A 13,869-nucleotide genomic window follows, 5' to 3' on the forward strand; every position below is an offset into this window, starting at 1 on the left:
GGTGGCGATATTACCACCTACGTTGGTGTCCGGAATCATTGAACCACTACATCTGATACCCAACGATGGGCACACGCTCAGTGTCAAGGATCCTGATTGAAAGTAGGTAACCAACGATTCCAACAGGTATAGAGGATGCCAGCATACTTAAGCCAAATAAACTCCAGACGGTTACGGACTTTATACTGCCTTGAATAACTAGGATAAGGATGGCAATTGCAAAAGCTACACAGCCAGTTAACACGTTCTTTTGCTCTTGCTGAATGGATTTATTAAGCGGTTTATACATCTCGCTTTTTTTCATGAACGTCTTCCAACCATTAGCTTCGAATACGCGTTGGGGCCAAGTTGCTCGGCTTTAGATCCCTACCGCAAGCCAACCAACCTAACCGTTCGCCCTTTTCCCTTCACCACTCCCGGGATCATGGTGGTTATCATCGTCCAGAGCCCGCATGTCTGCAGACTTCTCACGCAGAATGCGGCGCTTTTCAGCATCCGCAAAGCGCTTGAGAACCTGTCGGATCAGTGGCTGATAACCAATGCCGTTGATTTCCGCGATCATCTTGAAGTCTTCGATGAGTGACTTTTGCAGCCGGATTGAAATAGGCTGCAGTCCGGCTGCATCATTCAACGCGGCATCATCGACCTCTTTTGAAACCCGAACAAACTCTTCATCTTGCCCCAGTGAACCGTCTTCCCAGGCTTCCGGAGCTCCTACTATTTTCCCTGCCATGCTGCATGCTCCACGTCGCACTCGCTCTTCTGATTCTTTCTCTGCGATTCTGTTCAATTAAAATGCGTATTTGCGATAGATAGCGTCTTCTTTCTGATTGGGGCCATATGCGGTTTTCAGCAATATGTCTCCATTCTTGAGAATGAAGACCACCTTAAGACGACGCCCATAATCGGTTTCAGCAATGAACCATTGAGAAGGCGGATCTGTCTTGTGGTCTTCCCTAGCATCTTCCAGCAGACCGCCCTCACGGTTCGCAAAACACTGCTGAACCTCTTCCAGGCTGACACCATGCTTCTCAGCCAATTTCTGCTTCACTGCAGATGAATATTTCAGAGTCATCGCATCCCTCGAGACTTTTGTATATACAAAGTATATACGCTGACAAGCGTCTCATCAATTGACGAACCGATTCCTTGAGCTCAGGGGCTTTTTTCGTTATCAGACTCTCGAACTTCCACAGGCTTGGTCGCATGCCCATCTTCAACCACAGGCTCACCGGTCACCGACCGCACCAGCCTTCCCATGTAGCGCAGCGTGAAGAAGTTCAGGGCACTCAGGGCTATGGCAATCTCGAGGTGATGGTAGGCCACTGCCACGCCGATGGCGCCGCAGTTCCAGATGCTGGCGGCGGTGGCGGTGCCGATTACACGGCTGTCGTCCTTGAGGATGGCGCCGCCGCCAATGAAGCCGATGCCAGTGACGATGCCTTGCAATACGCGGCCCTGTTCGCCCGGGGAGTCGATAACGGCGCGGCCAACGAGCATAAAGCCGCATGAGACCACGGCCACCAGCGGAAAGGTTCTCAGGCCAATCCTCGGGCCTTGCTCTTCCCGGTCGAAACCGATGGGGAACGCCAGCAAGTAGGCAATGGCCATCAACAGCAGGTGGTTGAGGGTGAGCATCCAGTCAACGTTGAGCAAGTCTGCCATGGGGATTTCCGAGTGTTGAAGTTTTTGTTATCGCTTGATCGAGATTAGTACTGGTCTGTAAAGGCTTCAATCCTTTCCGCTGCTGTTCGGCCACAATCGCTGTTTTCCGACTAGTGGGAATGGTAGGTTTTAAAGGCCGGATTTGGCAGACGTTACCCTGATTCGAGGAAGAGCCCTATCTATGCGCAATAATGGCGATCCTACCAACATGCAACAACTGCTGGAGCAGATTCGTGAGTCGGCGGCCGGGGCCACGCGAGTGTCGGTGCACGATATCCTCAATGGTGTGGGGGAACGTTCGTTCGGACCCGTAGTGCTCGTCGCTGGGCTGATCACCCTGGCGCCATTGATTGGCGACATTCCCGGTGTTCCAACCATTCTGGGGCTGGTGGTTCTGCTGACACTGGGGCAACTGTTGTTCCACAGACGCACCATCTGGATACCCTCATGGATTTCCCAGCGCTCCGTACCTCAGGACAAGCTCTTGAAAGGGCTGGACTGGCTGCAAAAACCGGCTCGCTTTCTGGATCGCTGGACCGGACCGCGCCTGGTGTTTCTGGCGGACGGGCCAGGGCTCTATATGATGGCCATTATCTGCATGCTGGTGGCTCTGGCCATGCCGGCGATGGAGGTGGTGCCCTTTAGCGCCAATGGCGGCGGCGCTGCGTTGACGGCCTTCGGGCTGGCAATCGTCGCGAGGGACGGGTTGTTGGCGATAGTCGCAACGTCGCTCACGCTGGTGACCGGCTGGCTTGTGGTTACCGGGCTGGCAGGGTAATGCTGGAGGCGTAAAAAGGAGCCGTCCGTTGGCCCAAAGATGCAGTGGAGCAGGAGCTCCTATAGTCGCTTTCAGGGACTAACACATCTTCAGTACACCAGATCAATATGACAGTTCTATGACCTTGGGTTATCACTCACTTCCATGAAGTTCTTCAAAAAATGCCCGGGTACGCTCCGTGATTTCCTCCAGTTTGGCGTCCCAAGTGCGCTTGTAGCTTTTGAAGGTATCGTCACTCAGGCGCGAGAAACGCGCTCCCGCCTCGGCTAAAGCGCGAGAACTGTCGGCAAAGGCATCGAAGTCCGGCTTATCCAGCCTGTCGCTGCTTCGATTGAGGTCCGCCGCGGTTCGCTGCAGGGCACCTCGCTCTCTCTCCGGTGCCTGCTGGTTGTCTTCCAGCGCCTCTTCGATGGATTTCTCCAACTCTTCCATCAGCCCCTGCAGGGCTTGGCCGTATTTTTCCATGGCCTGCTCTGCCCGGCGTTGGGTCTGGTCAGAATACGCCTCAAATTCGCGGGCAATGGCGTCCATCTGGCGAGAGAGGTCGTCGGAGGACTGTCCGAAGCTGGCCGTCAAGCGCTCGCCCAGACGGTTCATTTCTCCGATTAGACCTGCAAACGGAGACGGATTCATAATCGCCTCCCCGGTGCGGTCGTAGTCCACCAGCCAGTCGCCACCCCGCTCCACGAGGTAGGTATTTACTTCCCGGCGCTCGCCGGGGACACCGTCTTCAACGGGCAAGCGGGTTACAATCGTCGCTTCGCGATCGTCAATGACCACCCGACCAAAATCGGGAACGATGTCAGACCAGTCCTGGGCATAGCTATCGAAGTCAGAGACGGCGGCCAGCGTCGATAGCTCGACAACGGTATCAGCGTCTTTCTCGGACATGGCCTGCCAGAATTCGGCAGCCACTTCCTGCGGTGTTTCCGGCTTGCTGCACCCGGTCACCACAACGACTGCCAGCGTTAGTGCCACCACTCTGAACCACGAGTAACTCATTCGCCCATCCTCAATCAATGTTCAATATTTGGCGAATGATACTATAGGCCTCAGAGGTTACAGGTCAGGTTTACCAATTCTTCATCAAACACACGGCGGTTTTCGCTGTAGTCCACGGGTACGTCGATCAAGTGTACACCCCCCGAGGTCAGTGCGTTTTTAAGCGTCGGCCGAAGGTCTTCGGTGCGAGTGATTCGATGGCCGGCGGCACCGTAGGCATCGGCGTATTTCACGAAGTCCGGGTTGTTGTAATCCAGCCCGAAGTTCTCGAAGCCTTCCTGGGCCTGCTTCCATTTGATCATGCCATAGGCATTGTCGTTGATGATAAGTATCACCAGATTCAGCTTCAGCCGCACAGCGGTTTCCAGCTCCTGGCTGTTCATCATGAAGCCACCATCGCCGCACACCGCCATCACCTTGAGGTGCGGGTATAGCATGGCCGCCATCATGGCGCTGGGCAGGCCTGCGCCCATGGAGGCCAGGGCATTGTCGAGCAGTACGGTGTTGTTGTCGTAAGCCGGGTAGTTGCGGGCAAACCAGAGTTTGTACATGCCATTGTCGAGCGCGATGATGCCGTCGTCCGGCATGACTTGGCGTACGTCGTTGACGATGCGCTGGGGAATGACCGGGAAACGGCCATCGTCTGCTTTGTCGGCCATATGGCGGTCCACAGAAGCCTTCACTTCCATAAACCGGCGGAAGTCGTGTGAAGAGCACTGGCCACATTGTTCAGCCAGGTATTCGACACTGTTGGCAATGTCGCCCACCACTTCGTGCTGGGGAAAATAGACCGGGTCCACATCGGCGGCACTGAAGTTCACGTGGATAACCTGTTTGCCGCCGGGATGCATGAAAAAGGGTGGCTTCTCAACCACATCGTGCCCGACGTTGATCACCAGGTCAGCGTGGTCAATGGCGCAGTGCACAAAGTCACCGGCCGAGAGTGCCGCATTCCCCAGGTAGCGGGTGTGGCGTTCATCCACTACGCCCTTGCCCATCTGGGTGGTGAAGAAGGGAATGCCGGTCACGTTGACCAGGTGGATCAGGGCCTGGGAAACCCGTTTTCGGTTAGCACCGGCGCCAATCATGATCAGCGGATACCTGGCTTTACTGATCATGTCGCAGGCAATGTCCAGGCTCTTGGTACTGGCAGTGGGCCGGCGGGCGTCACTGGGTTGGAAGATATGGGTGTCGCTCTCCGCCACCTCGGAGGCGATGTCTTCAGGCAATTCCAGATGGACGGCACCCGGGCGCTCTTCCGAGGCCAACCGGAAGGCTTCCCTCACTTTGGCGGGGATCGTATTGGCGTTGCTGATCTGGCGGGTGTACTTGGTGAGCGGCCGCATCAGATCCACCACGTCCAGAATCTGAAACAGTCCCTGCTTGGAGGATTTAATGGGTTTCTGCCCGGAAATCATCATCATTGGCATGCCGCCAAGCTGAGCATAGGCGGCGGCTGTTACCAGATTGGTGGCACCGGGGCCCAGGGTCGACAGGCAAACGCCCACGCGACCTGTCAGGCGCCCGTAGGTCGCAGCCATAAAGCCCGCTGCCTGCTCGTGGCGGTTGAGCACCAACTCAATGCTGGATTCGCGCAAGGCCTCCAGGAGATCCAGATTTTCTTCACCCGGTACCGCAAAGATGTACCGAACACCTTCGTTTTCCAGGGCGCGAACAAACAGCTCGGCGCCGTTTCGGCAATTACTGGCCTCAGCGGTCATCATCTCTCCTGTTCTGCTTTGGTTGGATCTACCCGTCCTGCGGGGGCTCTGCCTGCAGTGCCTCAGCCGGTAAGCGGTCTCGGCCCCAACTGCGGTGAACGCGGCTGATCACCCGCTCCAATTCCTCCTCGCCCACGTCTGCGGGCTCACCGCGTTCGAGGGGGTCGTAGTGAAATATGTAAAGCCTCGAGGCAAACTGCTCAAAAGGCAGGGATGCCTCACCGAACCGTTCACCTTTCCTGGAGGTACTGACCACCACGTCATCCCCCCAATTCTGACCACTGTCGTTATTGGGATTGAAGAAATACACCCGCATGACGTCTTCCGGGTCCAGGGTCACACGGAGGATGGTGATGGCGTGCCAGCCAATGAATCTCGCAGCACTGTCGGTAACCGCTACGCCAGCGGGCTGCGGGTGGATCAGGGGCTGATTACCATTGTAGTAAGGGTGGTAGCTGGCATAGAAATGCCGAAGGAACGTGTCCAGGTCTTCCAGGTCCCCGGTTGCAACATCCACGTTAATGCGGAATCCACGGCCGGCGGACCAACCATGGAATTCGGGGTTAACCCACTGGTGGGGGTCGCCCTGACGGTCCATACACAGGCGGCCCATTTCCGCGTATATCCGGTCAAGGTGCGGCACTACCACCAGCGAAACCGGATCCAGATCAAGCGTTACTTCGGAGGCCACGCCGCCCTGGCTGCTGGAGGAAGAAACCGGAATGCCCTCGAAGTGCATGATGATTTCGTTGTCGCGGGCAGCCCAGGCCACCATCTGTAGCAGATAGTCTGGATCGTTGTACGCCCACATGGACAGCGCCCGCGCTGACTGGCAGGTAGGGTTGTTTCCCTGCCCTACGCCAAGGGGCTGGCCCAGCATGTTAAGTACACCCTGCAACAGCCACGCTTTCGGCTGTGGCTGGTAGCCGTACGCTAACTGAATGCGCTCCCGGGCGTGCGGGCAGATAGACAGCCTGGCCTGACGCCACAGCGCGGGCGCAAGCGGCGGCTGATAGAGAATGCCTCGCTCCAGCATTAACGCAAGGCCGTACAGGCCTTGTGCGGTTTCCGGGTAGACACCTTCGTTGATCAACTCGTGCACCAGGTCCTTGTAGCACAGTAGGCAGTCACGGCCGGTACTGGACAGGCCCAGGGCTTCCGTCAGCAGCGCATCCTGCCGCTCCAGGATATGGCGAACAAACGTGGCGTGATAGGGAGATACCAGACCGGTGTCGTGCATGGAACGGGCAAAACCGGTCGCCTCGCCTTGCAGGGCCACAGCGTCCATGGACTGCAATCGTTCCTGGTAGATCGGAATGCCAGGGTCTTCACGACACGCCTGAGTCGGTCCGTAAAGGCTTGAAATCAGACGTTCGGCACCCTGGCCAGCACCACCGAGATCCACATTCGGATCAATCCGGCACAGTGCAATCTGGGTAATCATCTGCCGCACACTGCTGACCTGTATTGGCCGTTGCTGCAGGATCCTCCAGATTTCTTCGATGAGCTGATCGATCACATGCTCATAGCCGATCTGGGTGGCAACATGCTTTACCACCGCGCGGCTGACCAGTGCCAACTTGCCTTGCTCTCGCTCGGCCTCGCCTGTTTCACCAAACAGCATGTTCAGGTTGATGGCCAATACCTGGGTCAGGTAGTGATGCGCCTGTTCCGCCGACATAGACTCGTGCAGGTACTGACCACGCGCGACCGCTAGCAGACGCAGTTCGCTGAGCGCTTCGATGATGACCGTGTCGGCCTGCGGGCTTTGCAAGGAGAAGGTGGTCAACGATGGCAATAGAATGGAGGGGTCTGCCCAGTCGGTTCCCAGGAACACCCCGGCTTTTTCAAGCCGTTCGGCTCGCTGTTCAATGGCAAGGCAGCCCTCCGGCTGCAGAAGCACCCGTCGCACGATGTCGAACAACCGGGGCAACTTGCCAAGTTTGGCGAAATCGCGGCTCTCATCGAGAGCCGCAATGGCATCGTCCAGTCGCTGAACCAGCTTATCGAAATTGACGACAGGTGCCGGCTTTCCAGCGTCGGAGTTGCTCAAACTGTGTTCCTCAGAGTCTGGACCAGACCCGTTGTTGATAATTCCTTAAGGAATTATACATAGAAATCCAGCTCTTCCTGATGTTTCAGTAAATCCCGCATCACATAAGGGTCTTCACCGAAGAAGTAAACCAGGCCCCAATGCGTGCCAAAGGCGGTACGCTTGGTAACCGTCTCTTCCAGCGGCGGCGTGAGTTCGTGAGACTCGAAGTAATCGTGGTTCTCGGTCTCTTCCGGCATTTCCAGCTGGCTGACCACCCGGCGGCGTGGATAAACGCCGAAACAGCCGGCATAACCCTTGGCATCCACCACTTCTTTCGGGAAGAAGGCTTTCACCTCTTCGGCGGTGGTTTTCGGGTCAAAGGTCATAATCAATGCCTGATAGGCATTGAAGCCGTAGGCACGCTCAAGCAGCTCGAACACCTTGAAGCCCGGCGGCCGATACGCTACCTCGCCAAAGTACATGGTACTGTCGCTGGTCACGAAGTACTCGGGGTGAATAAACCCGAACTCGATATCGAACGTTTTGATCAGCTTTTCGATCTCGCGGGTAATCTGTTCCCGGTATTTCTCCAGGTCCGGCGTGGCCGGCACAAACACCGAGTAACCCAGGGTCACATACTCCGAGATGTTCAGGAATGCGATCTTGCCGTTGTGAATCCAGGCTTCGACGGCAAATTCCCAACCGTCCAGATGAGATTCCATCAGCACCGGGAATTCTTCCTCGGGAATAGTGTCCACTTCATCCGGGGTACGAATCACTCGATGGCCCAGACAACCGGCTTTGTCGAATGCTTTGAGGTGAATCGGGTCGTTCGGGTCACCGTCCAGTTTCAGCAGGGTCTGGTTGACCCGCTTGAGGAAACGGATGACGTCGTCCCGGTCGTGGGCTTCTTCGAAGATCCCCACGCGAATGCCACCCAGCTGCGCACGGCGCTTCATCAGGGCCTTGTCCCGCAGCAGCATGGACTGGCCGAACAGCTTTGGCTGATCCATAAGAACCGAGTTGATAGCGCCAGCCCATTCCACGGTTTCCTCAAACAATGGAATAGCCACGTTGACACCCATTTCTTTGAGTGTCTGAGCAATTTCAACCGATCGGTCGTTCAGACGTTCGAAGTTCCACGGCACATAGGGAATGTCATGTTCCTTGCAGTAAGCCTCAGCCCAATCCGGCGCAACCACCACATATCGTCGATCAAATTTGTCGGCGGCTTCCACCGCGTTCAGGCTCCATCCCAGGAGTGCGATATAGCCTTTATTCGGATCGAATTCTTGCTCGCTCATGTTCGTTCTCCTTGGTGGTGTTTTCTTCTAACCTAACGTTTCACGCGCAAATCGCAACCGGGCCTGGCGCCCAAAAAACAAAAAGCGCCGGCAGCCCCAGCTCTTAAGCAAGGACTGCCAGCGCTTCCGCCAGTGTTAGATCGTTTGGGAATATCAGCTCAATTTCAGGGTTGAGAGCGTTCGTTCCCGCACTTTGTTGAGTAATTGCTCATCGTCTACCAGCGATTGACCGTAGGAAGGCACCATCACCTTCATGCGCTCCTGCCATTCTGCGGAATCCATACGTTCCGGGAAACAGCGTTGGATCACATCAATCATGGCCTGGACAGCCGTCGAAGCCCCCGGCGATGCGCCAAGCAAAGCGGCCAGGGTGCCGTCTTTCGCCGCTACAATTTCGGTACCGAATTCCAGTTTACCGCCGCCTTCCGGCGACTTCTTGATGATCTGCACGCGCTGGCCAGCGTCCTGCAGGCGCCAGTCTTCTTCGCGGGCATCCGGGAAATAATTGCGCAGGGAAGCCACACGGTCGCTGTGTGATTGGAACACTTCACCAATGAGGTAGCGGGTCAGATCCATGTTGGTGCGACTCACCGACAGCATGGGACGAAGATTCGCTGAGCGGACCGAACCGAACAGATCGAATACCGAGCCCTGCTTGAGAAAGCGGGTGGTGAAGCCAGCAAACGGGCCGAATAGAAGCGCCGGTTCTCCATTGATAATACGGGTGTCCAGATGCGGGACCGACATCGGCGGTGCACCGATCGGCGCCTTGCCGTACACCTTGGAGTGATGTTGCTCGACGATGTCTGGCTTCTGACAAACCAGCCACTGACCGCTGACTGGGAAACCACCGTAGCCTTTGGATTCGTCAATGTTGGACTTCTGCAACATCGGCAGCGCGCCACCGCCGGCACCCAGGAAGACAAACCCGGCCTCAAGTTTCGTCAGCTCGCCGGTTTTTTGGTTTTTCACCCGTACCTTCCAGCGGCCATTGTCGCGCTTGGCCAGGTAATGCACGGGGCTGCTCAACATCAGCTCAAAGTTCGGCGTGGTTTCCAGGAACTCCACCATGCTGCGGGTGAGAGAGCCAAAGTCCACGTCTGAACCATGCTTGATACGTGTGGCAGCCACTTTCTGCATCGGGTCGCGGTTATTCACCACCAGAGGCATCCACTCTTCCAGCTCCCGCGGGGACTCGGTGTACTCCATTTCGCGGAACAGGTGGTGGGCGCTGAGCTTTTCGTGGCGACGCTTGAGGAACTTCACACCATCCTCGCCCCATACAAAGCTCTGGTGAGGGGTTCGGTTGATGAAGCTTTTGGGCTCCGGCAGCATGCCCTGCTCAACCAGATGGGACCAGAACTGCAACGACACTTCGAACGAAGCGTTGATCTTCAACGCCCGTTCTATCGCAACATCGCCATCGTCGGTTTCGGGGGTGTAATTGAGTTCGCAGTAGCCGGCATGGCCGGTCCCTGCATTGTTCCATCCGTCGGTGCTTTCATGGGCTACGTGATCAAGACGTTCAACCATGACGATGTCCAGGGATGGGTCAAGCTGCCTGAGCATCATGCCGAGGGTGGCGCTCATGACGCCCCCGCCGACCAGCACTACATCTGCCTGTCTAACGGCCATTGGTTATCACCCTAGCTAGTTTAAAGCCTGTTGCCCGCCCACGATCAGCAGGGGGCTTTGAAGTTGTGGCGCGATTATCCCGTTTTTTGATCGGATAATAAATTGCGATTATCAACTGACTCTTGGTCGAGGCCGCCTGGGACTGGTTACGCCAACATATCTGACAAGGGCCAACGTCCTGATTTATTTACCAACGGTGGCCGTGTGTAGGTCAAACGTTTAAAATGCGCACGCCGGGCGCTCTTTGTTACATTCTCGCGTCTGTGCTCAACGATATCACCGCCACTTTAGTCTCATACCGTGCGGCTTACACCAACAGGGCATCCTTTATGCTATTGGCAATCGCAGCAATCATCGCTGGCCTGGTTTTACTTGTCTGGAGCGCAGACCGCTTCATTGAAGGCGCGGCGGCTACCGCCAAACACCTCGGTATGCCATCGCTGCTGATTGGTATGGTGATTATCGGATTCGGCACCTCCGCGCCTGAGCTGGCAGTCTCAGCCATGGCCGCACTCGATGGCAATCCCGGGTTAGCCCTCGGCAATGCCTATGGATCGAACATCACCAACATCGCCGTCATCGTTGGTGTGACTGCGGTGATTGCACCGATTGCAGTGCACTCCCAGGTAATACGCAAGGAACTTCCACTACTACTGGTTCTGACGGCCATCGCCGGTTACCAGTTGATTGATGGCAACCTGACCCGGCTCGATGGCTGGGTACTGCTTGGCGTGTTCGCCGTCGTTATGGGCTGGTCCATCTATCAAGGCATCCAGGGCAAAGGAGACTCGCTGATCGGCGAGACCGACTCCGAACTGGCTGCCCATCCGATGCCACTTAAAATAGCCGTGATGTGGCTGGTTGTCGGCCTGGTACTTCTGCTGGTGAGCTCGCGCATGCTGGTCTGGGGCGCAGTATTCATTGCCCAAAGCCTGGGTGTCAGTGACCTGATCATCGGCCTGACGATCGTCGCCATCGGCACCTCTCTGCCGGAACTGGCCTCTGCGTTGGCAGCCGTCAAGAAAAACGAGCACGATCTGATACTCGGCAACATCGTGGGGTCTGGCATTTTCAACACTCTGGCCGTGGTTGGCCTGGCTGCGACCATTGAGCCCCTGGCCGTGGACATGGAAGTGCTTTACCGCGACTGGACACTGATGACAGCCCTCACCGTCGGGCTTCTGGTGATGAGCTTTGGGCTGACCGGCAAGTCGCGGACTATCGGGCGACCGGACGGTCTGTTGCTATTGATTGTATACGTCTGCTACACCAGCTATCTGGTGTCAACCGTGATCCGCTGACCAGGCCCGTCAGGCCTGGTTCTCCCTGAATACCATCGCCACCGAATTCAGGCAGTAGCGCTGGCCGGTTGGTGGCGGGCCATCCGGAAACACGTGCCCAAGGTGGCTATCACACCGCGGGCAGCGGATTTCCGTGCGAGCCATGCCCATGCTGTTGTCTTCAATGTAGCGGATGTGGTCGGTGTCAAAGGGCTGAAAAAAGCTCGGCCAACCAGTACCGGAATCGAACTTGGAATCGGAACTGAACAGCGGCAGTTCGCACAACCGGCAGTCGTAGACACCTGCGTTCTTGTTATCCAGCAAGGTGCCGCAAAATGGCCGCTCGGTGCCATGATCCAGCAACACGCGGCGCTCCTCGTCCGTCAGGCTCGCAGCCTTTTCGTCCACTTGTTGTGGCGTTAGCGGGGTCAGGTCATAACCTGCAGCAGAAACGCTCATAGCAGCCTCCTCAGGCAATGTTGTTGTCGGTGAAACCAGGCTTGAGCTTGTCACCGAACGTGTCCACAAGCTTTTCCATCTTTGGTGCCGCAACAGCCATGATGTAGGGCTGATATGGATTCCGTGCGGCAAAATTCTGGTGATAGTCTTCCGCCGGATAAAAGGCATCCAACGGCTCCAGGGTCGTCACCAGGGGGTTATCATAAACGCCCGCGGAATTCAGTTGGCGGATGTAGGCTTCCGCCACCTGTTTCTGTTCGTCATTCTCGTAAAAAATAGCGGAACGGTATTGGGTACCACGATCGTTTCCCTGGCGGTTAAGCTGGGTTGGGTCGTGAGCTACCGAGAAAAACACCTTCAGGATTTCCCCGAAGCTGACGGTCTGCGGGTCGTAATGAACATCCACCACTTCGGCGTGTCCGGTCTGGCCGCCACACACCGCCTCATAGTTGGCGGTTTCCGATTTGCCACCGGCATAGCCGGATTCCACCCGGCTAACACCGTTCACCGCCAGGAAAACGGCTTCCACACACCAGAAACAACCACCGCCAAGCACTACTCTCTGCTCACGGTCGTCTCCGGTTGGCAAATCGCTTTCAGGTTCCGGAAAGCGACTCTTTGGTACGTTCAGGCCCGGAATCGTGCAGGATGTGGACATAATCAGCCTCTGCGTCTAAGTCATTACCGTTTGTTCGATCTTCCAATCTCCAAGTGTGGCCTCCCTGATCGGTTTTAGCTACCCCACTTTGGGGGCATCAAAAAACCAGCAAGCCCAACAGCGCACTGCCGAGTGCCAGTATCCACACCGGCACCCTCCATATCACCAGGGAAACCCAGGCTAACAGGACAAACGCAATCCCGCCTGCATCATGTACGGCAGAGGTCCAGACCGGATCATAGAGGGCCGCCAGCAACAACCCGACAACTCCGGCATTCACCCCGGCCAGTGCCGATCTTGCAGCGGCATGGCTACGAATGTACGACCACAGGGGTAGACCGGCAAATACCAGCAGGGTTCCCGGCAGGAAAACAGCGACCACAGCAACAGCAGCACCGGCCCAACCGGCCTCTATGCCACCCAGAAACGCTGAAAAGGTAAACAGCGGGCCAGGCATGGCCTGGGCCATGCCGTAACCGGCCAGAAAAGTATCCGCCGACAGGTGCCCTGGTACCACAAAGCTTCCTTGCAGCCAGGGCAGTACCACATGACCACCCCCGAATACCAACGCCCCTGCACGATAGAGTTCCGAACCGATCCAGGCCAGGGAGCCGTCTGCCAACGGTAAAAAAGCCAACAGCAGTAACGCGGCAAATACCACCAGAAATACCATCGGGCGACGGGGCTGAACCGGTATGGTTAATGCCTCTTCCACTCGCTTTTGCGGCAGTCGCATCACAGCACCCATAGCGCCGGCTGCGAGCAGGACAAGTATCTGCATCCAGGCTGCGCCCGCTATCAACAGAACAACCGCGACCACCACGGCAATCGACAGCCGCGGAGCATCCGTGCACAGGGTTTTGCCCATCTGCCATACCGCCTGGGCAACCACGGCGACCACGAATAGCTTAAGACCCGTTATCCAGCCACCCTGCCCTGCATCCGGCCACAGGCCAAGGCCGAGTGCAAACAGCGTCATTAATACTGCCGACGGCAGGGTAAAACCAAGCCAGGCCGCGGCAGCGCCACGATAGCCGCGCTGAAGGAACCCCAGGGTTAATCCCACCTGGCTGGAAGCGGGGCCGGGTAATAACTGGCACAGTGCCACCACCTCGCCATAGGCCGCGGCCGACAACCAGCGCCGGCGCTTAACGAATTCGTCGTGGAAGAACCCCAGATGGGCCGCCGGACCGCCGAAAGATGTCAGTCCCAGACGCAGAAACAACAGAAAAATGTGCCAGGCTGGCAGGGCCCCGGCATATGCCGCCTTGGTGACGTTATCCTTGGTCATGGAACACTCTGATCGTGGCAACGTGTGTTAAGAAAGATGAA

The 13,869-nt window shown here is 56.7% G+C and carries 14 protein-coding genes; 2 read left to right on the top strand and 12 right to left on the bottom strand.

Annotated elements, in window-relative coordinates; translation table 11 throughout:
* Window positions 1-46: 46 nt before the first annotated feature.
* The 4 genes from MDG893_RS07435 to MDG893_RS07450 all read right to left on the bottom strand — a co-directional run bounded on the left by MDG893_RS07435 (window position 47) and on the right by MDG893_RS07450 (window position 1,665).
* Window positions 47-304, bottom strand: coding sequence for a hypothetical protein (locus MDG893_RS07435; RefSeq protein WP_007153132.1), 258 nt, complete (start codon window positions 302-304; stop codon window positions 47-49).
* 81 nt (window positions 305-385) lie between these two features.
* Window positions 386-733, bottom strand: coding sequence for a hypothetical protein (locus MDG893_RS07440; protein WP_007153133.1), 348 nt, complete (start codon window positions 731-733; stop codon window positions 386-388).
* A gap of 57 nt (window positions 734-790) precedes the next feature.
* On the bottom strand, window positions 791-1,075 hold the full coding sequence (locus tag MDG893_RS07445) for a BrnT family toxin (protein ID WP_007153134.1): 285 nt from the start codon (window positions 1,073-1,075) through the stop codon (window positions 791-793).
* A gap of 80 nt (window positions 1,076-1,155) precedes the next feature.
* Entirely contained in the window at window positions 1,156-1,665 is a 510-nt protein-coding gene (locus tag MDG893_RS07450; RefSeq protein ID WP_007153135.1) for an MgtC/SapB family protein, read from the bottom strand.
* A 181-nt stretch (window positions 1,666-1,846) separates the two neighbouring features.
* Here MDG893_RS07450 and MDG893_RS07455 point away from each other — a divergent pair, with 181 nt between their 5' ends.
* Window positions 1,847-2,443 carry an exopolysaccharide biosynthesis protein gene (locus MDG893_RS07455; RefSeq protein WP_007153136.1) on the top strand — a complete coding sequence of 199 codons (597 nt, stop codon included), beginning with the start codon at window positions 1,847-1,849 and terminating at the stop codon, window positions 2,441-2,443.
* Between the two features lie 132 nt (window positions 2,444-2,575).
* Here MDG893_RS07455 and MDG893_RS07460 read toward each other — a convergent pair whose 3' ends face one another.
* The 5 genes from MDG893_RS07460 to mqo form a co-directional block, all read right to left on the bottom strand.
* Window positions 2,576-3,445 carry a hypothetical protein gene (locus MDG893_RS07460; protein WP_007153137.1) on the bottom strand — a complete coding sequence of 290 codons (870 nt, stop codon included), beginning with the start codon at window positions 3,443-3,445 and terminating at the stop codon, window positions 2,576-2,578.
* 50 nt (window positions 3,446-3,495) lie between these two features.
* Window positions 3,496-5,166 carry an acetolactate synthase large subunit gene (locus MDG893_RS07465; protein WP_007153138.1) on the bottom strand — a complete coding sequence of 557 codons (1,671 nt, stop codon included), beginning with the start codon at window positions 5,164-5,166 and terminating at the stop codon, window positions 3,496-3,498.
* 28 nt (window positions 5,167-5,194) lie between these two features.
* The gene (locus tag MDG893_RS07470) at window positions 5,195-7,219 is read right to left on the bottom strand and encodes a hypothetical protein (RefSeq protein WP_007153139.1); all 2,025 of its coding nucleotides are present in this window, start codon (window positions 7,217-7,219) and stop codon (window positions 5,195-5,197) included.
* Between the two features lie 53 nt (window positions 7,220-7,272).
* On the bottom strand, window positions 7,273-8,505 hold the full coding sequence (locus tag MDG893_RS07475) for an ATP-grasp domain-containing protein (RefSeq protein WP_007153140.1): 1,233 nt from the start codon (window positions 8,503-8,505) through the stop codon (window positions 7,273-7,275).
* Between the two features lie 153 nt (window positions 8,506-8,658).
* Window positions 8,659-10,140 carry a malate dehydrogenase (quinone) gene (mqo, locus tag MDG893_RS07480; protein WP_007153141.1) on the bottom strand — a complete coding sequence of 494 codons (1,482 nt, stop codon included), beginning with the start codon at window positions 10,138-10,140 and terminating at the stop codon, window positions 8,659-8,661.
* A gap of 329 nt (window positions 10,141-10,469) precedes the next feature.
* On the opposite strand from mqo, the gene MDG893_RS07485 reads away from it, so the two are divergent.
* Entirely contained in the window at window positions 10,470-11,441 is a 972-nt protein-coding gene (locus MDG893_RS07485) for a calcium/sodium antiporter (protein WP_007153142.1), read from the top strand.
* A gap of 9 nt (window positions 11,442-11,450) precedes the next feature.
* On the opposite strand, the gene msrB is transcribed toward MDG893_RS07485, so the two are convergent.
* The 3 genes from msrB to chrA all read right to left on the bottom strand — a co-directional run bounded on the left by msrB (window position 11,451) and on the right by chrA (window position 13,828).
* Window positions 11,451-11,879, bottom strand: coding sequence for a peptide-methionine (R)-S-oxide reductase MsrB (msrB, locus tag MDG893_RS07490; protein WP_007153143.1), 429 nt, complete (start codon window positions 11,877-11,879; stop codon window positions 11,451-11,453).
* Window positions 11,880-11,889: 10 nt separating this feature from the next.
* Window positions 11,890-12,537: a peptide-methionine (S)-S-oxide reductase MsrA gene (gene msrA, locus MDG893_RS07495; protein WP_007153144.1), complete on the bottom strand. Its 648-nt coding sequence runs from the start codon at window positions 12,535-12,537 to the stop codon at window positions 11,890-11,892.
* Between the two features lie 97 nt (window positions 12,538-12,634).
* Window positions 12,635-13,828, bottom strand: coding sequence for a chromate efflux transporter (gene chrA / locus MDG893_RS07500; RefSeq protein ID WP_007153145.1), 1,194 nt, complete (start codon window positions 13,826-13,828; stop codon window positions 12,635-12,637).
* Between the last annotated feature and the right edge of the window lie 41 nt (window positions 13,829-13,869).

The organism is Marinobacter algicola DG893, assembly GCF_000170835.1.
GTDB classification, from domain to species: Bacteria; Pseudomonadota; Gammaproteobacteria; order Pseudomonadales; family Oleiphilaceae; genus Marinobacter; species Marinobacter algicola.